The 19,140-nt window shown below is 66.9% G+C and carries 14 protein-coding genes; 7 read left to right on the forward strand and 7 right to left on the reverse strand.

Features of this window, described 5'->3' with window-relative positions; all coding sequences use genetic code 11:
* Nucleotides 1-108: 108 nt before the first annotated feature.
* The 6 genes from dinG (at nt 109) to BUA26_RS06715 (ending at nt 4,756) form a co-directional block, all read left to right on the forward strand.
* Nucleotides 109-2,214, forward strand: a complete 2,106-nt coding sequence (dinG, locus tag BUA26_RS06690; RefSeq protein ID WP_072758940.1) for an ATP-dependent DNA helicase DinG — start codon at nt 109-111, stop codon at nt 2,212-2,214.
* The gene (locus BUA26_RS06695; RefSeq protein WP_072758942.1) at nt 2,211-2,771 is read left to right on the forward strand and encodes a HutD/Ves family protein; all 561 of its coding nucleotides are present in this window, start codon (nt 2,211-2,213) and stop codon (nt 2,769-2,771) included. The genes dinG and BUA26_RS06695 overlap by 4 nt, the downstream gene beginning before the upstream one ends.
* Nucleotides 2,772-2,823: 52 nt before the next feature.
* Entirely contained in the window at nt 2,824-3,405 is a 582-nt protein-coding gene (locus tag BUA26_RS06700; protein WP_072758944.1) for an NnrU family protein, read from the forward strand.
* A 90-nt stretch (nt 3,406-3,495) separates the two neighbouring features.
* A complete protein-coding gene (locus tag BUA26_RS20695) occupies nt 3,496-3,693 on the forward strand; it encodes a hypothetical protein (protein WP_072760136.1) in 198 nt (65 codons plus the stop codon).
* Entirely contained in the window at nt 3,690-4,298 is a 609-nt protein-coding gene (locus tag BUA26_RS06710; protein ID WP_255368240.1) for a DUF938 domain-containing protein, read from the forward strand. The genes BUA26_RS20695 and BUA26_RS06710 overlap by 4 nt, the downstream gene beginning before the upstream one ends.
* Nucleotides 4,299-4,354: 56 nt before the next feature.
* On the forward strand, nt 4,355-4,756 hold the full coding sequence (locus BUA26_RS06715) for a YchJ family protein (RefSeq protein ID WP_072758946.1): 402 nt from the start codon (nt 4,355-4,357) through the stop codon (nt 4,754-4,756).
* Nucleotides 4,757-4,759: 3 nt separating this feature from the next.
* Here BUA26_RS06715 and ligB read toward each other — a convergent pair whose 3' ends face one another.
* From ligB to BUA26_RS06735, 4 genes are all read right to left on the reverse strand, one after another.
* Nucleotides 4,760-6,454 (reverse strand): NAD-dependent DNA ligase LigB, encoded by a 1,695-nt coding sequence (ligB, locus tag BUA26_RS06720; RefSeq protein ID WP_072758948.1) that lies wholly within the window; start codon nt 6,452-6,454, stop codon nt 4,760-4,762.
* 107 nt (nt 6,455-6,561) lie between these two features.
* Nucleotides 6,562-7,335 (reverse strand): NRDE family protein, encoded by a 774-nt coding sequence (locus BUA26_RS06725; protein WP_072758949.1) that lies wholly within the window; start codon nt 7,333-7,335, stop codon nt 6,562-6,564.
* 159 nt (nt 7,336-7,494) lie between these two features.
* Nucleotides 7,495-8,370 carry a methylglyoxal synthase gene (locus BUA26_RS06730; protein WP_072758951.1) on the reverse strand — a complete coding sequence of 292 codons (876 nt, stop codon included), beginning with the start codon at nt 8,368-8,370 and terminating at the stop codon, nt 7,495-7,497.
* Between the two features lie 32 nt (nt 8,371-8,402).
* Complete coding sequence (locus BUA26_RS06735; protein WP_072758952.1) at nt 8,403-9,236, reverse strand: helix-turn-helix transcriptional regulator; 834 nt, start codon at nt 9,234-9,236, stop codon at nt 8,403-8,405.
* 76 nt (nt 9,237-9,312) lie between these two features.
* On the opposite strand from BUA26_RS06735, the gene BUA26_RS06740 reads away from it, so the two are divergent.
* Nucleotides 9,313-10,077, forward strand: coding sequence for a class I SAM-dependent methyltransferase (locus BUA26_RS06740; protein WP_143154192.1), 765 nt, complete (start codon nt 9,313-9,315; stop codon nt 10,075-10,077).
* Nucleotides 10,078-10,105: 28 nt separating this feature from the next.
* On the opposite strand, the gene BUA26_RS06745 is transcribed toward BUA26_RS06740, so the two are convergent.
* The 3 genes from BUA26_RS06745 to BUA26_RS06755 form a co-directional block, all read right to left on the reverse strand.
* Nucleotides 10,106-11,551 carry an FAD-dependent oxidoreductase gene (locus BUA26_RS06745; RefSeq protein ID WP_072758956.1) on the reverse strand — a complete coding sequence of 482 codons (1,446 nt, stop codon included), beginning with the start codon at nt 11,549-11,551 and terminating at the stop codon, nt 10,106-10,108.
* Nucleotides 11,548-16,002, reverse strand: coding sequence for a glutamate synthase large subunit (gltB, locus tag BUA26_RS06750; protein WP_072758958.1), 4,455 nt, complete (start codon nt 16,000-16,002; stop codon nt 11,548-11,550). The genes BUA26_RS06745 and gltB overlap by 4 nt, the downstream gene beginning before the upstream one ends.
* 250 nt (nt 16,003-16,252) lie before the next feature.
* A complete protein-coding gene (locus BUA26_RS06755) occupies nt 16,253-19,060 on the reverse strand; it encodes a TonB-dependent receptor (RefSeq protein WP_072758960.1) in 2,808 nt (935 codons plus the stop codon).
* Nucleotides 19,061-19,140: the final 80 nt, after the last annotated feature.

The raw sequence follows: 19,140 nt of genomic DNA on the forward strand, positions 1-19,140 counted from the left end.
CCGGTCTTGCATACGCCCAGCTGCGCTTCCGATACGACGCGCCTGCCCGCCCGCCGACACCGCTGCCGGGCTCCATGCGTCATCCGCGTCACAGGTTCCCCATCCAGCATGCTCGCCGACACCACCAAAGACGCCATCCGTGCCGCCTATGCACGCTTGAAGGACGGGCTGCCGGGCTTTCGCGCGCGTGCCTCGCAGGGAAAGATGATCGCCGAGGTGGCCAAGGCCTTCGCCCGCACCGGCGGCGTGGCGGTGGTCGAGGCGCCGACCGGCACCGGCAAATCGATGGCCTACCTGATCGCCGGTGTGGCCGTGGCGCGCTTCCAGAAAAAGAAGCTGTTGATCGCCACCGCCACGGTGGCGTTGCAGGAGCAGCTGGTGCAGCGCGATATTCCGCTGTACCTGCAGCTCAACGGCATCGAGGCCAAGGTGGCGCTGGCCAAGGGCCGCGGTCGATATCTGTGCCCGCGCAACCTCATGATGGCGGCGAACAGCATCAACGACGCCGCGCAGATGGGCCTGGCCGGTTTCGACGCGGACCTGGCGCTGTGGACCAAGCCGCCGCAGGCGCGCGACAAGCAGGCGCTGGCAAAGCTGCGCGACGCATTCGACCGCAACGAGTGGAACGGCGACATGGACAGCGCGCCGGAAGCCGTCAGCGACCTGCTGCGCCCGATGTTGACCACCAGCGCCGGCGGCTGCACCGGGCGCAAGTGCGGCCAGTTCATGATCTGCCCGTTCTTCGCCGCTCGCCGCGCGGTGGACGATGCCGAGATCATCGTGGCGAATCAGGACCTGGTGCTGGCCGACCTCACCATGCCGGGCGAGGACGAGGGCTGGGGAGGGATCATCCTGCCGCGGCCGGACGAGACGCTGTATATCTTCGACGAAGGCCATCACGTGCCGGGCAAGGCGATCGACCGCGGCGCCAGCGAGGTCTACATGAACGTCACCGTGCGCCAGCTGAGCCGGCTCGGCCGGCAGGTGCACGCGGCGTATTCGCTGACCGACAAGCAGACGCTGGGCAAGCTGTCGCTGGATGCCGGCGACGCGAAGCTGCAGGAACTCAGCAATACGCTGGAGGAGCTGGAAAAGGAAATCCGCCTCGGCTGGCTACCCGATCCGGCCGAAACCGAGCCGATGTATCGCGGCTCGCTGGGCCAGTTGCCGGAAACCTGGGTGGAGCATGCGCGCGTACTCAGCATGTATACCGGTGAAGTGCATCGCTGGCTCACCGCGGTGCGCCGCGCCGTGGTCGAAATGACCGACGGTGGCCCAACCCAGGAAGCGTTGTCGCGCGAGCTGGGCATCGCCCTGGAGCGCATCGGCAAGCAGGCCAGCTGCTGGCGTGCCTGGTCGAGCGACGATCCTGATGATTCACCACCGCTGGCGCGCTGGGTCACGCTCGGCGGCGACCAGCAACTGGTCTGCCATGCCTCGGCGGTCTCCGCCGGCGATCTGTTGCGCAGCGTGCTGTGGGGCAACGCCAGCGGCGTGTTGCTGACGTCGGCCACACTGAGCGCGGGCGGCAACTTCCGCGGCTTCGCCGATGCCGTAGGCCTGCCCGACGATGCGGTGTGCCTGAGCCTGCCCTCACCATTCGACCTCGCGGTGCAGGCACGGCTGGAGGTCCCGGCGATGCGCACCCTGCCCGACGCGCGCGAGGCGCATGCCGAGGAAATCAGCGAGTGGCTGGCCGAACATCTCGACTGGGACGCCGGTAACCTGGTGCTGTTCACTTCGCGGGTGAAACTCGATCGCGTGCTGCAGAAGCTGCCGATCGCGCAGGTGCGCAAGGTGCGTGCGCAGGGCTCGCTCGGCAAGTCCCAGCTGATCGCCGAACATTGCGCCGACATCGAGGCTGGCAAGGGCAGCACGCTGTTCGGCCTGGCTTCGTTCGGCGAAGGCCTGGACCTGCCCGGCAAGCTTTGCGAGACCGTGGTGATCACCCAGCTGCCGTTCGCGGTGCCGACCGACCCGGTCGGCGCGACCTACGCCGAATGGCTGGAATCGCGCGGGCGCAATCCGTTTATCGAGGTGAGTATTCCCGAGGCGACGCGCCTGCTGACGCAATACTGCGGCCGCCTGATCCGCAACGAAACCGATCGCGGCCGCATCGTGCTGCTGGACCGCCGCGTGGTCACCAAACGCTACGGCAGCGGCATGCTGAAAGCGTTGCCGCCGTTCCAGCGCATCATCGAGCGCACCGCATGATCATCCGCCTGTCCGACTGTCCATCGCAGCCGTGGAAGAACGGTCTCGGCAGCACGCGCGAAATAGCCGTCCAGCCGTCCGGCGCCGGCAGCGACGATTTCCTGTGGCGCGTGAGCATCGCCGAAGTCGACAGTGCGGCGCCGTTCTCCCGCTTCCCCGGCATCGACCGGCAGATCGCATTGCTCGACGGCAACGGCTTCACCATGACGCTGGACGATGGCCGCGTTCATCCGTTGACCACGCCGTTCGCGCCGTTCGCATTTGCCGGCGAGGCCAAGGTGGCGGTGAACCTGGTGGATGGGCCGACACGCGATTTCAACCTGATGGTGCGCCGTGAACATGCCCATGGCGAAATTCTGGTGTGGCAGGGGCCTGGAGCACACTGGCCTGATCCATCCACCGTGCTCATCTACTGCGCTTGCGGCGTGATCGACACCACAGAAGGCGCGCTGCAAGCCGGCGATGCGTGGCGGATTTCGTCGGCGAGCCCGGTCAAGCTGCAGCTGCACCACGACGCCCTGGCGCTGGTCGTCCGGATCGAGCCATACGCCACCTGACTGAAGCCAGTAGTCGCCTATACTCGGCGCACCCTTCCGCAAGGTATCCGTCATGTCCGTACTGATTCTCGGCCTGCTGATCTTTCTCGGGGTGCATTCCCTGCGCATCTTCGCCGATGGCTGGCGCAGCCGGCAGATCGCCCGGCTGGGCGAGAAACCCTGGAAAGGCTTGTTCGCCCTGGTGTCGATCACCGGCTTCGTGCTGATCTGCTGGGGCTTCGGGCTAGCCCGCCAGCACCCCCCCGTGCTGCTGTACGTGCCGCCATTGCCGTTGCGCCATCTCAACGGGTTGTTCACGCTGGTCGCGTTCGTGCTGTTTGTCGCGGCACGCGTGCCGCACAACCGCATCAAGGCGAAGCTCCATCATCCGCAGCTGCTGTCGGTGAAGGTGTGGGCATTCGGCCACCTGCTGGCCACCGGCATGCTGCACGATGTGGTGCTTTTCGGCGCGTTCCTGGCGTGGGCGATCGTGCTGTTCATGGTATCGCGCCGGCGCGACCGCATGGCCGGCACCGTCTATCCGGCCGGCTCACTCAAAGGCGACGTATTGACGGTGGTGATAGGTGTCGTGGCTTGGCTCGCCTTCGCGCTATGGCTGCACTTGTGGCTGATCGGCGTGAATCCGATGGCGTAAACCGTGAACGGCAGGGGTGGCAAGAGTCATCTGGGCACTTGCCGCCGGCTGCGCTAAAGTCCGCGTATCCAACCCGCATGAGGTCATGTCATGGCCGCTTTCCTGCTTTGGCTGTTGCTGCTGGTGTTCTGCTGGCCGCTCGCGCTGCTGGCGCTGGTGCTGTATCCGATCGTGTGGCTGCTGTTGCTGCCGCTACGCCTGGTCGGCATCACCGTGGGTGCGGTATTCGCCTTCCTCGGCGCCCTGCTGATGCTGCCGGCGCGCGTGCTGCGCGGCCGGCCGGCCTGAGCGCAGATTTCATCAAACCGCACTCGCCTTCGTGCGAGCGCAATCGCGAGCCGATTCTCGATGTACTGCGCCAGCACCTGGCCGATCGACGGCATGTGCTGGAGATCGGCAGCGGCACCGGCCAGCACGCGGTGTATTTCGCCGCGGCGCTGCCACAGCTGATCTGGCAAAGCTCGGATCGCGCGGAAAACCTGCCCGGCATCCGCGCTTGGCTGGATGAGGCGGCGCTGCCGAACACACCCGCACCGCTGGAATTCGATGTGGCCGGCACGTGGCCGGCGATGCGGTTCGATGCGATCTTCAGCGCCAATACCTTGCACATCATGGCGTGGCACGAAGTGGAGCTGCTGTTCGCCCGACTGCCTACGATCACCACCGACGACGCCAGCGTGATCATCTACGGCCCGTTCAATGACGAGGGCCGCTACAGCAGCGAAAGCAATGCCGCCTTCGATCAATGGCTGCAGGCCCGCGGTGCGCACATGGCGATCCGCGACGTCGGGGCGGTGGACGCGCTGGCAAGCAGAGTCGGCTTCAACCTGATCGGCAATATCGCGATGCCGGCCAACAACCGCTGCCTCGTGTGGCGCCGCGGCTGCGCCTGAGCGCCGACCCGCGCGACGTGCCTGCACAAATGTGCTGAAGCGGGTACAAAGGCGGCATGAAGTCGATCGACACACTGACCCCCTGCCCTTGCGGCAACCCCGCCGGCTACACCCAATGCTGCGGCCCTCTCCACGATGGCGCCGCCGCCGCAACGGCCGCGCAACTGATGCGTTCGCGCTACAGCGCCTATGTGCTCAAGCGGGAGGATTACCTGCTGGCAAGCTGGCATGCCAGCACGCGCCCGGCGTCGCTGCGACTGGCCGCACAGCATCCGGCACCGACCTGGCTAGGACTGGAGATCCGCCAGCACCAGCAGAGCGACGACGATCACGCCACCGTCGAGTTCATCGCCCGTTATCGGCTCGGTGGCGGCCGCGCCCAGCGGCAGCACGAGACCAGCCGCTTCGTGCGCGAAGCAGGCCGCTGGTATTACCTCGACGGCCAGCTCAATAGCTGAAACTCAGAATCCCTCTACGCCGGCTGCCTGCAGTCGCGCCGCCAGGTCGCGTACGTCAGGGTGGCTGAAGAATTCGACCAGCTGATTCGCGCGACCGGCACCGATGCCATCGAGCGATTGCCAGTCGTCCGCGTCGCGGTGGCTCAGCACCGTCCAATCCGGCGATGCGCCGGCAATGCCATCGGCCGGCACTCCCAGCGCTCGCAGCCAGCGTGCAAACGGACGGTCGCGTGCCTCGGCAAAAGCCTGTGCCAGTGCCGCGGCGCGTGTCGAACCGAAACCCGGCACGGTGGCAAGTTGCGCCGGAGTCAGCTTCATCCAGTCGAGCAGGCCATGGATCAGGCCAGCATCGATCAGCGCCTGCCAGGTATCGGCACCGAGGCCGTCCAGTTGCAGGCCCTGCTTGCCGCCCAGCCACAGCAGCCGCGCGCGGAATTGCTGTTCGCAACCGGGCACCGCCTGCCAGCAGCTCAAGCGGCCATAGGCCCGCGGATCCGGTGAGGTCACCGCCGCGCGTTGCTGCGTGCGCCAGACCACCGATTGCAGGCGGGGAATGGTCAACCCAGCGAGCGCCACCTCCACCTGATCGCCGGGTCGGATGTCCAGTTGTTGCCAGCGCTGCAGCGAGCCGACGCTGACCCGCTGCACGCGATGATCGTCCAGCTGCACCGGCGCGAGTTCCAGCACCGGCGTGATGCGGCCACTGCGACCGATCGTGAAGACCACCGCGCGCACTTCGGCCAAGGCCGACGCTGCCGGATACTTCCATGCCACCGCCCAGCTCGGCGGCACCGCCTCCCACGCGGTGGCCGGCGGCCGATGGCCCTGGCGCACCACCGTGCCATCGGCGGCAAACGGCATAGCGCCGCGATACCACTGCTCACGCCAGCGCCGCACCTTGTCCAGCGATGCGGCGGGACGCGTATACGTCACGCTGTCGGCCAGGCCCATCGCCGCCAGCCCGGCCAACCGGGCTGGCATATCGGCCGGGCCGCTGGGCCAGTCCCACACGAACAGCCCAATCTGCGCGGCCGTGTCGGCGTCCAGCGTGCCACGCGCCAGCGCGCCGGCCACGGCCGAGCGGGCGTTGGCACCGCCATCACTGGCCTGCACGTGGCCGGGCAGGCGCCAGTAGATTTCGCCCTGCAGCAACACGCGTGCGGGCGCATGCGGCAGACGCTTGGGAATGGCGCCGATGCGCTGCGCGCTGGTCAGCCAGTCCGAACCCTGTATGCCATCGCCACGGCTGGTCGCCTGGCGCAATTGGCCATCCACATACAGCAAGGTCACGGCCACGCCATCGACCTTCGGCTGCACCCACAGATCGCTGTTGCCGCGTGTATGCATCCACGCCGCCAGCGCCGCGGCGTCCGCCAACTTGGCCAGACCGGTCTGCGCTACCGGCGCACGTGCGCTGCCGCCGGCATCGGCGAGGTACGCAAGTGGCGCGGGCGCCTGCGCAGGAAAGCAGCGGCTCCATTGCGCCAGACGCTTCTGCGCCTGGTCGTAGACCGCGTCATCGACCGGCGATTGCCCGTCGACCCGGTACGCGTGATTCCAGCGATCGAGCCGGTCGTGCAACGCACTCAGCTCCTGCCTCGCTTGTGTCGGCGACCAGTCGGGGCAGTCGGATGCGCGCGCGATGCCGGTGGCAAACAGCGCGAGGCCGATCATCGGCAACAGCCTTTCCATGCGCATGCATCGCTCCCATCCGTGGACGTTGCGAGCAGGCTAGCCAGCTGCCAGCTGCGCAGGCAGCCGACGATATCGATGGAGCGCGTAGGCGCCGACCTTTCGACGAGCTGCTACGTTGGAGACGAACCTGTGAAGCTCAGCATCGTCTCGCCATCGAAGCGACCATTCGGTCCGAACCGGCGCTCCACGATCACACCGTGACCGTCGTGACCGATCGCCACCACGGTGCTGGCCCGCGTGCCGTAGGCCTCGCCGCGAATGAACGCAGCCGACAACCGGCGCTCGCGTTCCAGCCCGATGCCGGTATCCGGCAACTGCTCATCTGGCGCCACCTGCTCGTCGGCAAGCGCCGCAAACAGCGGCGCGAAATTCATGTCGTCGCTCGAGTCGATCCAATGCTGCAGGTGTTGCATCAAGGCACTCGTTTTCGGCCATGGCGTGTTGAAGTCGGCGTTCGACAAGCCGTGCACGCCGAGTGTCACTGCCTGTGCACGCGGCTCGGGGCGATTGCCCAGGTAGAACGCGTCGCGCGCATCGAAGGTGAGCAGATTGAACGGCCGATATGACGCAGCCGAGCGCAGCAGTTCCTGCGCGTGAATCGACGCGCCCGCACTGCCGTTGAGATAGTCGGTCGCCAGCAGGCCACGTGAAACACCGAGCTGCGGATCGCGCGGATCACGTACGTTGGTCACCACGCAGCAGCGTCCGCTGTCGGTGACGCCAAGCCAAGTGCCGCCCGCCTCGAGATCGCGGCCGCCGGTGATCGGCGCATCATCCCAGCGCGCCAGCGGCGCACTGGGCCGCGCATGGAATTCGTCGCGGTTGCCGGCCAACAGCAGGCGCCAGCGCGGATGGCTCTGCCAGGCGAAGGCGATCAGGCACATGGGGCGAGGAGGGAGTGAAGAGGAGTGAGAAGTGAGAGAGGTGAACGCGCAGTCAGGCAGGACGCCTGGCGCACAAGCCCTCTATCGTCGGCAGGCATGCCTTGTCGCAACGGCCTTTGCACGATACATGTCGTCTGCGCTCTCATTCCTCTCTCCTCTTCACTCACTTCTGCATCTAAGCCGTGCCGCCTCGACCCAGCGCATCGCCACCCGGGGCGAGGTGATGCACACGGCTTCGTCGGTGCGCGTGGTCACCGCGCGCTCCAGCAGCTGGATGTCGGCTTCGTGCTGGCGCGCCACGTGCGGGTCCTCGAAGAAAATGGCGCGATGGCAGCGGCGCTCGAGCACCAGGTCCGCAATCTGCGCATCGCCGCCCATCGGGCCGCTCTGGTAGCGCTTCGCCCACGCCCGGTCGGCCGGCCAGCCGCGGCTCCAGGCCAGTTCGTTGAGGCGCTGGCCGGTAGTGCCGGTGGCGACACGATGGGCATACCGCGACAACAGGTCGAAGTGCTCCGCGGCGAAGGCCAGCATCTGCGGCTTCATCGCGTCATGCGCGATCAGCGCCAGCGTGCACGACTCCAGCCGATGGAACACGTCCGCGCCCGGATCAGGCGCCAGCCCCGCATGGATGCGCTCCATCTCGATCCAGTCGCGCGCCGATGCCACCGTCGAAATGAACGGCTTGCCATGGATCACGCATTGGCGCTTCAGCGCTGCCGCCTCGGGGAACACCGACGACGGATCGACCGGATCGATCAGGTAGATCGCGCCATCCAGCACGCGCGCACCGTCGTCCAGGCCAACCACCTCGGCCACCAGTTTCATCAGTCCGCCTTCGCGGCCATTCGGAAAACGCTGCAGCGCGGGGTAATCGGCCAGCCAGCCGGCACGCACGATGGCATCGTAGGTACGCCCCACCGCGCCGAAACCGAGGCCGAGCTCGCGGATGCCCGGTTCGCAAGCGCGCAGCCAGCGGAACAGCGCGGCATCGTTGTGAGCGTGGTGTAACTGATTGGCGGCAAGGCCCAATCGCATCGTGCATGCTCCGTCGTGATAGGAGGGGTTCGTCAGTATCTTTCGTCTCGGCCTGCGCCGTCGTCGCTGGCGGGCATCAGCAGCACGAGTTTGTGATCGGGGCTGCCCGTGGGCACCAGCGTTACCTGATCATGCACGACCCGGCCGTGGCGAGGGTGCTCGAAGGCACGCCGCCCGCCCTCGCGGGCCAGCACGTCGTGCCGGCCCCAGTAGTCGTCGAACGCCGTGCTCGCCTGCCGCAGCCCGGCCACCAGCGCGAGCAAGCCTGCGTCGTCCGGGTACAGTGCCGTGTCGGCGCGGAATTCGGCCACCAACCGACGGGCGCGCACCGCCCAGTCGCAGATGAACCCGCGCGCCAGCGGATCGAGGAAGACGAAACGCAGCAGGCAGGCCTCGCCGCTGGCCAGCCACGGCGAGAACAGATCGGCCGCCGCGGGATTCCATGCGCACAGCCGCCATGCGCGGTCGAGCAGGTAGGCCGGCATCGGCAGCGCCAGCACCGCGTCGCGCAGCTCGCGTGGCACGGCCTGATCGCCGGGCGCGGCGTGTGGTGCGGGATCGTGTCGGCGCGCGAGTTCGAACAGGTAGCTGCGCTCGGCCTGCGAAAGTCGGAACACCTCGGCCAGCCGCGCCAGCGCCGCACCGGACAGGGAAATCTCCCGCCCCTGTTCGAGCCAGGTGTACCAGGTGGTGCTGATGTCGGCGAGCTGCGCCACCTCTTCGCGCCGCAGACCCGGCGTTCGGCGCTGTCTCGACGCCGCAGCAAAGTTCGTGGCAGCTGGCGGCGTTGCCTCGCGACGCGCCCTCAGGAAGCGTCCCAACGCATGGCGCGAATCGTCGTTGGCGGTGAGGGGGGAAGTATTCATACCGGGATGATCGCGCAACTTACACGGCTCCAACGCCGGCGCCAGAATGCCGCCACACCATGACGGAGCGCATCGCATGACCCCTTCCCAACCCACCTTCGTGGCCGAACAGTACGGCCCGCGCGCGCAGGACTACCTCAGCAGCGAAGTGCATCGCAGCGGCGCCGACCTGGATCAGCTCGAAGCCGAACTGCAGGGGCGGCACGATGCGCACCTGCTCGACCTCGGCTGCGGCGGCGGACATGTCAGCTACCGCGCAGCGCCACTGGTTGCCGAGGTGATCGCCTGCGATCTCACCGAGAGCATGCTGGCCACCGTGCAGGCCACCGCCGCCGAACGCGGCCTGGGCAACATCGCGATACAGCGCGCGCCGGCGGAGCGGCTGCCGTTCGCCAATGCCCGCTTCGACGTCGTGGTGGCGCGCTTCACCACGCACCACTGGCAGGACCGCGATGCCGGCCTGCGCGAAGCCCGGCGCGTACTGAAGCCGGGCGGTCGGGCGATCTTCATCGACGTGGTCGCGCCACAGGATGCCTTGCTCGACAGCTGGCTGCAGACCCTCGAACTGCTGCGCGACATGTCGCATGTGCGCAATTACCGCACGGCCGAATGGGTCGCTGCGCTGGCCCGTGCCGGCTTTGCCATCGACGGCCTCACGCCGCGCCGGCTGCCGCTGCGTTTCGACGACTGGGTGGCGCGTACGCGCACCAGCGGCGAGCACATCGCGGCGATCCGCAGCCTGCAAGCCCATGCGCCCGAGGAAGTGCGCCGCCATTTCGCGATCGCCGCCGACGGCAGCTTCACGCTCGACACGCTCACTCTGGTCGCACACGCCGCTTGAAGCGACGCGTGCAACGCGCATGCCCGCATCAGGCATGGGCATGCGCGAACGCAGCCACCGTCGCTTCCTGCAGCATCTGCGCGATCGACTGGGCCGCTTCGCGGCCGTCGTGCACCGCACGCACCACCAGGTCGGCACCGCGCATGTTGTCGCCGCCGGCGAACACCTGCGGATGACCGGTCTGGAACGGCAGACGGCCCGTGCCGCCGGCCAGGATGCGGCCGCTGCGGTCCAGTTCGATGCCGTGCTTGGCGCACCAGGCCGGCGGGCTGGGACGGAAACCGAACGCCTGGATCACCACGTCCGCTCGCAGTTCGGTCTCGCTGCCTTCCACGTTGCGCGGCCGCGGGCGGCCGTCGCCGTCGTCGATCAGCTCGGTGGTCACGACGCGCACCGCGCGCGCCCGACCACCCTCGCCCAGAATCTCCAGCGGTTGACGCTGGAACAGGAAGCGCACGCCCTCTTCGCGGCTGTAAGCCACCTCGCGGCGTGAGCCAGGCATGCTCGCTTCGTCACGACGATAGACGCAGGTGACCGAGGCCGCGCCGAGGCGGATCGAGGTGCGGTTGCAGTCCATGCCGGTATCGCCGCCACCCAGCACCACCACGTGCTTGCCGTTGAGATCGAGCGCGGGCGGCACCGGCTGGTCGTCGAGCAGGCGGTTCGCGTTGGCGATCAGGAATGGCAACGCGTCATGCACACCGGCAAGCTCGCGCCCCGGCAACTCGCCGTCGACGAAGGTGTACGCGCCAGTGCCGATGAACACCGCATCGTAGTCGGCCAGCAGCTGCTCGAACGCGATGTCGCGGCCGATCTCCACGCCGAGCTGGAACTGCACGCCCATGCCCTCGAGCACCTCGCGGCGGGTGCGTATCACGCTCTTGTCCAGCTTGAACGGCGGGATGCCGAACGTGAGCAGGCCACCAATCTCGCGCTGGCGATCGAACACGTCCACCGCGATACCGGCACGGCGCAGGCGATCCGCGCACGACAAGCCGGCCGGGCCGGCGCCGACCACGGCCACGCGGCGGCCGGTCTCGACCACGCCGGACAGATCCGGCCGCCAGCCCTGGCGAAACGCCTCGTCGGTGATCGAGCGCTCGATGCTGCCTATCGTCACCGAGCCGAAACCGCCTTGCTCCAGCGTGCAGGCGCCTTCACACAGGCGATCCTGCGGACATACCCGGCCGCAGATTTCCGGCAGCGGGTTGGTCTCGTGCATCAAGGTGGCCGCCTCGAACAGGCGTCCGTCCTGCACCAGCTTCAGCCAGTCAGGAATGTAGTTGTGTACCGGGCAGGCATGCTCGCAATACGGGTTGCCGCAGTCGAGACAGCGCTCGGCCTGGCCCACCGCGGAGGACGGCGGCGCGAAATCGCCGCTGATCTCGCCATAGCCGAGCACGCGGATCGCCACTGGCACCGCCTTGGGCGGCTGTCGGGGCAGATCGAGGAAGCGGAACAGCTTGTCGCTCATGCCGCCCTCCGCAATTCATCGGCCAGCGCGGCCAGGCTCGCCGCCTTCGGTTTGACCAGCCAGAAACGCTGAAGCAACCCCCGGAAATCGCTCAGCAAGTGGCGCGCCCAGGCGCTGCCGGTGAGTTCGGCGTGGCGTGCGATCAGCCCGCGCAGATGCTGCATGTAATGCTCCATGCCTTCCGGCGAGATGCGCACGATGTCGACCAGCTCGTGGTTGTAGCAATCGACGAAGGCGCGTTCGAGATCGAGCACATAGGCGAAGCCGCCGGTCATGCCCGCGCCGAAATTCAGTCCGCAGGAACCGAGCACGGCGACCACGCCACCGGTCATGTATTCGCAGCAGTGGTCGCCGGCGCCTTCGATCACCGCCAGTGCGCCGGAGTTGCGCACGCCGAAGCGTTCGCCGGCGCGGCCCGCGGCGAACAGCTCGCCGCCGGTGGCGCCGTACAGACAGGTGTTGCCGAGGATCGCCGCGTCCTGACTGGCGAACGGCGACTCCGGTGACGGCCGCACGATGATGCGACCGCCGGTCATGCCCTTGCCGACGCCGTCGTTCGCCTCGCCGGTGAGATCGATCTGCACGCCGCCAGTGTTCCAAGCGCCCAGACTCTGCCCGGCACTGCCTTCCAGCTGCAAGGTGATCGGCTCGACCATGCCGTGATCGCCCCAGCGCCGCGCCACGTCGCCGGACAGGCGTGCGCCGATCGTGCGATCGGTGTTGGCGATCGCATAGCGGAAGGTGCCGCCGCTGCCCAGCTCCACCAGCGGCGCGGCATCGTTGGCGATGCGCGTGGCCAGCGCTGCTTCGTCGCGCATCGGATTGCGCGGCAAGGTGCAGGCGCTGTCCACGGTGACGCCGAGACCGTCTTCGGCGATCAACCGCGACAGATCGAGCTGCTTCTGCACAGGCGTGCTGCCCTCGGCCTGGGTCAGCAGATCGCTGCGACCGACCAGCTCGCCGAGACTGCGCACACCGAGCGCGGCCAGGTGTTCGCGTACATCCTCGGCGACGAAGCGGAAGTAGTTCATCACCATTTCCGGCAGGCCGATGAAGTACTCCTTGCGCAGCACCTCGTTCTGCGTGGCCACGCCGGTGGCGCAATTGTTGAGATGACAGATGCGCAGATATTTGCAGCCCAGCGCCACCATCGGACCGGTGCCGAAGCCGAAGCTCTCCGCACCGAGCATCGCCGCCTTGATCACGTCGAGGCCGGTCTTCAGGCCGCCATCGGTCTGCAGCCGCACGCGTCCGCGCAGGCCGTTGCGACGCAGCGTCTGCTGCGCTTCGGCTACGCCCAGTTCCCATGGCGTGCCGGCGTACTTGATCGAGGTGAGCGGACTGGCGCCGGTGCCGCCGTCGTGGCCGGAGATGGTGATCAGATCGGCACCGGCCTTCACCACGCCAGCGGCGACCGTGCCCACGCCGGCATGCGAGACCAGCTTCACCGAGATCAACGCGGTCGGGTTCACTTCCTTGAGGTCGTGAATCAACTGCGCGAGATCCTCGATCGAGTAGATGTCGTGATGCGGCGGCGGCGAGATCAGGCCGATGCCGGGTTTTGCATAACGCAGCCGCGCGATGGTTGCGTCCACCTTGTGGCCGGGCAGCTGGCCGCCCTCGCCGGGCTTGGCACCCTGCGCGATCTTGATCTGCAGCACTTCGGCGTTGATCAGGTACTCGGCGGTGACGCCGAAGCGGCCGGAGGAAACCTGCTTGATCTTCGAGGTCTTCTCGGTGCCATAACGCGCCGGGTCTTCGCCGCCCTCGCCGGAGTTGCTGCGGCCGCCGAGCCGGTTCATGCCAATCGCCAGCGCCTCGTGCGCTTCCGGCGACAATGCGCCAAGCGACATGCCGGCCGAATCGAAGCGCTTGAGAATCGCCTCGACCGGTTCGACTTCGTCCAGCGGAATCGCGTTGCCGGCCGCATGCGGCAGCAGCAGGTCGCGCAGCGCGGACGGCGGACGCGCGTCGACGTGTTGCGCGTAGCGGCGGTAATCAGACATCTCGCCCGTGCGCACCGCCTTCTGCAAGGTGTCGATCACGTCCGGGTTGTACATGTGGTATTCGCCGCCGTGGACGAACTTGTAGATGCCGCCGGCGCGCAGCGGCTGCGCCTCGTTCCACGCTTCGGCGGCAAGCAGGCGCTGGTCGTGCTCGAGATCCGCGAAACCCGCGCCGCCGACCCGCGATGGCGTGCCCGCGAAACACAGCGCCACCACTTCCGGTGCCAGGCCGACGATCTCGAACAGCTGCGCGCCGCGATAACCGGCGACGGTGGAAATACCCATCTTCGACAGGATCTTCAGCAACCCCTTGCGGATGCCGCGCCGATAGCTGCGGCCGATCTCGCGCGGGGTGCCGTCGCCGCGCTTGATGTGGCCGTCACGGCCCAGCTCGAACAGGCTCTGGTAGGCCAGCCACGGATAGATCGCGGTGGCGCCGAAACCGATCAGGCACGCGAACTGGTGCGCGTCGCGCGCGGTGGCGGTTTCCACCAGCAGGTTGCACTGGCAGCGCAGACCGGTCTCGATCAGGTGCGCGTGGATCGCACCTACCGCCAGCAGCGCATGCGCCGGCAGCGTGTCCTTGTTCGGATAGCGGTCGGTGATGAAGACCATGCCGGCACCGGCGCGCACGCCCTGCTCCGCTTCGCGGCAGAAACGACGCAGCGCCGCTTCCAATCCTTCGCCCAGCGGATAGCACAGGTCGATCTGCACCGTCGCGTTGACGAACTGCGGCAGGGCGAGCAATTGGCGCAATTTGCGCTGCGAGCAGATCGGCGAATTCAGCAAGACCTGCTTCGCGTTGTCCGCCGACAGCTCGAACAGATTGCCCTCGCGGCCGAACTGGGTGACCAGCGACATCACCAGCCGCTCGCGCAGCGGATCGATCGGCGGATTGGTGACTTGCGCAAAGCCTTCGCGGAAGCGGTCGAACAGCGGCCGCACCTGCCGCGACAGCGCCGCCATCGGCGTGTCGTCGCCCATCGCGCCGGTGGCCTCGGCCTCGGTTTCGGCCAGCACCTTGAGTACGCTTTCGCGCTCCTCGCGGCTGAGCCCGTAGAGTTTCTGGAAGCGGCGCAACTCGTTCGCCGGCAACGGCTCGGCGGCGAGGCTGGGATCGATCAGATCGGATTCCAGGTAACTGACGCCGGCGCGCAACCAGTCGCGAAACGGCGCGCGGCTGCGGTTGATCGCGTCGATATCGGCATCGTGCAGCAGGCGATGGTTGGCGAAATCCACAGCCAGCATCTGGCCCGGCCCGAGCCGGCCCTTGGCCACCACGCGAGCCGGCGGCACGTCCCACAGGCCGGCCTCGGAGGCGACGATCAAGTGGTTGTCGTCGGACAGCGCCCAGCGCGCCGGACGCAGGCCGTTGCGATCAAGCGTGCATACGGCGTAATGACCGTCGCACATCACCAGTCCGGCCGGACCGTCCCACGGTTCGCTGTGGAGCGCGTAGTACTCGTAGAAACCGGTGAGGTCTTCGTCCAGATCTTCGCGCGCCGCATACGCCGGCGGCACCAGCACACGCATCGCGGTGAGCATGTCGAGGCCGCCAGCCAGCAGCACTTCCAGCGCATTGTCCAGGCTCTCCGAATCCGAGCCGGTCTGGCGTACCAGCGGGCCGATGTCGGTCAGGTCGACCAGCGGCGAACGCAGCACCGCCTCGCGCGCCTGCATCCAGCGGCGGTTGCCGCGAATGGTGTTGATCTCGCCGTTATGCGCGAGCAGGCGGAATGGCTGGGCCAGCCGCCACTGCGGCGTGGTGTTGGTGGAGAACCGCTGATGGAACACCACCGCGTCGCTGGCCAGCGCGGGATGCTGCAGATCCGCGAACACCTCGCGCAGCCGGCCCGGAGCGGCCATCGCCTTGTAGCCGATGACCTGCGCGGACAGGCTCACCACGTAGAACTCCGGATCGTCCGCCAGCGCCGTTTCGGCGCGCCGGCGTGCGCGGAACAGCGCGCGCTCGAAAGAGTCATCATCCATGCCGACCGCGGCATTCACGAATACCTGGCGCACGCGCGGACAGGTAGCGCTGGCGAGCGGGCCACAGGCCTGCCGGTCGATCACCACCTCGCGCCAGCCTGCCAGCGGCAGACCCGCCTCGGCCAGATGACGCTCGAACTCGATCGCGGCGGTCTCGCCGCCAGCCGGATCGAGGAACACCAATCCGGCGGCGAAGCGTTCGGCCGGCACGATGCCGGCCTCGGCCGCCAGCGCGCGCAGCCAGGGCGCAGGATGATGGATCAGCACGCCGCAACCGTCGCCACTGATGCCGTCGGCGTTCACGCCGCCGCGGTGGGAAAGTTTCGCCAGCGCGGCAAACGCGGTGTCGACCAGCGCCGCGCTGGCGTGCCCGTCGATCTGCGCGACCAGGCCGAAGCCACAGCTGTCGTGCTCGAAAGCCGGGTCATACAACGTTGCCGTACCGCTAGCTGCCATCACCACCCTCCGGCCTGCGCAGGCTGCCGCGATACCAGGTGGCACCGATCGTTTTTTGCGCAGAATCGACTCCGACTAGAACACAGTTGCTGCGTCGCGTCAAAATATTTGTTTGGACGGCTAAACTTCCATATGCCGACCATCGCGAGACAGCCGCATTTCCGGCGGCACAAACGAGGACGGCGCCCCGGTCTCCCGGAACGCCGTCTCGAACCTCACTTTTTGTTAAAAAAGCCGGATCGGCAACCCGTTATATCTTGACCTTCACGCCCAGATTGTAGAAGCGCCCCACGACGCCGGCTTGCGACCAGGTCGGGTTGTAGTTGGAACCCGCTCCGGCGTAGTTCGACGGATCGAACGGCGGTTTCTTGTCGAACGCGTTCATGATCGAACCGGTGATGCTGACGCGATCGTTGATCGCATAGCTGCCGGTCAGATCGAAGTCATAGAACGCACCGACGTGGCAGCTCGCCGGGAAGTTGGTGCCGGCTGGCGTGGTGGACAGACAGTCACCGTCGAACAGGCCGAGCACGCCCACATCCGCCGCGATGTCCTTGTAGCCGCTGGTGTAGTAAAGCGTGCCGGTGACCGTCAGCGGGCCATATTCCAGCGTGTTCGCCCACGAAGCACGGCTGCGCGGCGTACCGGCGCCCGACGACAGGTTGTACGGGCCTTGGGTACCTACGTAGCTCTGGCTGGTACCGTCGGGCAACCGGATCTTCCACTGGAAGATCTGGGTGCCGGTCAGCTCGCTGATGTAGTGCAGCTTGTCGCTGAAATCGAAGTGGGCCTGCAGGTCCACATCGACACCGGTGGTTTTCAGCGACTGTGCGTTGAGGTACGAGCCGATCAGCTCGGACGGGCGTGGCTGGGCGTTCGGATGATCCGGATCGGGCAGATCGGGAATCACGGTCACGCCCGGCGCCTGTGCCGTGCCTGCGTAGTAGTTGGCCAGCGCTGCCGAGGTGTCGGCCTGCACGATGAGGTTGGACTTCTTGATGTTGTAGTAGTCGAGCGAGACGTTCAGCCAATTGGTCGGCTGCACCACCACGCCGAGCGTGAAGCTCTTGGATTTCTCCGGCTTGATGTTCTTGTTGGCCAGAGTAAATTCCGAGAGCCCATACGGCAGCACGTAGGCATTGTTGCCATGCAGAGCCTGGAACGCCGGCGGCGGCGTGTAGGTGATGAACCCCTGCGTGGAACTCGAACCATTCTCGGCAAACGCAGGCGCGCGGAACCCCCTCGACCAGGTGCCGCGCAGCGCGATCCAGTCGAACGGCTTGTACTTGATGCCGATCTTCGGCGAGAAGTTGTTGCCGGCGTCGGTGTAGTGATCGAACCGACCGGAGGCATCGACCTCCAACGATTGCAACAGCGGCAGGTCGATCTCGGCGAAGGCGCCGCTCACATCGCGGCTACCCTTGGTCTGCGCGTTGCCCAGACCCTGGAACTGGAAATTCGGGTTCAGCGTGGGGTCGTTCTGCGCCTCATGGCGCAACTGGGCACCTAAGGCCAGGCCCACGGCGCCACCCGACAAATCCCACAGCGAACGGTTGGCACTCAAGTCCAGCGAGTCCATGTCGGTGGTCGAGGTCTTGTTGTAACCCGGCGCCAGGGAGGCGCGCACGGCAGCGGAGTTGGCCGACGGATTGGCGAAGTTGTACGTGCCGTTGGCCACCGCGCCGAGCAGGCCCTGGTAGTCGATGAAGCCGAACTGCGTGGTACTCAGCCAGGCATGGTTGAGCACCAACGCGGCATTCCAGTTCCAGTCGGCCCATTGGCCACTGACGCTGCCCACGATGCGTGCATTGTGATTGTTGTAGTTGAAGCCATCCGGGATGTCGCCGAAGTTGTAGCTGATCCGCGCCGGCACCGCGAACGGATTCGACGGGTTGCCCACTGGCAAAGTGATACTGCCTGTGTTGTGCGGGGTGCTGTTCTGGATTGGCCGCGGCGGGCCGGGCGCCCAGGTCTTCGCCTCCATGTAGCTGGCGTCCAGATAGGCCGTGGTGGTGTCGCCCAACTTGATGGTGAAACGGCCGGACACGCCACCTTGTTCCATCGCCGGTTGCAGCTGGCCATACCGATTGACCGAGTCATAACGACAGTAGCTACCCGTGTCGTCGGTGATCATCGGGCCCGAGGTGCACGCACTCAGCGGCTGCCAGAGCGAACCGGGGGTATCCGGCCTGATCGCGCCATTGGTGCCGCCATTGCGCGCGGATGGACCACCCAGGCCCGGGCCACCGAGCGAGCTGAGGTCGCCCGTGTTGAACGGAAAACCGCGCTGCTTGGTCATGATCGGGTTGTCTTTCTGGTACTGCACGCTCAGGTAGCCGTTGTAGCGATCCTTCTCCAGATCGCCGCCGCCGGCGAGCAGCGTGACCTTGCGGGTGAAACCGCCGCCGTGCTGCGAGGTGCCCACGCTGCCGGTGGCTTCGATGCCCTTGAAGCTCGGCCGCATGATGACGTTGACGACGCCGGCGATCGCGTCGGCGCCGTACAGCGACGAAGCGCCATCCTTCAGCACTTCGATGCGCTCGACCGCGGCGAGCGGAATGGTGTTCAAGTCGACGAAGGAACGCTCGCCATCATCGGCCACCGGATAGTTGGTGACCCGATGGCCGTCGATCAGCACCAGGGTGGAGTTCACGGTGAGGCCGCGCAGGGCGACACCCGATGCGCCGGCCGCAAAACCATTCGCGAATGCATTCGGGATCGAGCCGCTGTTGTCGGCCGAAACCGCGCGCACCACGTCGGACAGCGTGGTGAGACCGCTGCGCTGGATCTGCACGGCGGTGATCGTGGTGACCGGCGAGGACGTCTCCTGATCGATGCGCGGGATCGCCGAGCCGGTTACCGTAATGGTCTGCAATTGCTGCACGTTCCGGCCAGTAGGTGCCGGTGGATTCTGCGTACCGGTCGGCGTCTGCGGCGTGGTTTGTGTCTGCGGTGTCTGTGTCTGTTGCGTATCGCTGGTCTGGGTGCTTTGCGCGAGAGCGGCAGCTATCGGGGACAAGGCCAGACCCGCCAGCGAAATGACAAGCGTGCGTTTCATGAAAATACCCTCCACTTGCGGAGCAATCACGAGGCGCTCGGATTGATCGGGCGATGGAGAAGCGGGCAGTCGGGGTGTGG

It is taken from the genome of Rhodanobacter sp. OK091, assembly GCF_900142825.1.
Taxonomy (GTDB): domain Bacteria; phylum Pseudomonadota; class Gammaproteobacteria; order Xanthomonadales; family Rhodanobacteraceae; genus Rhodanobacter.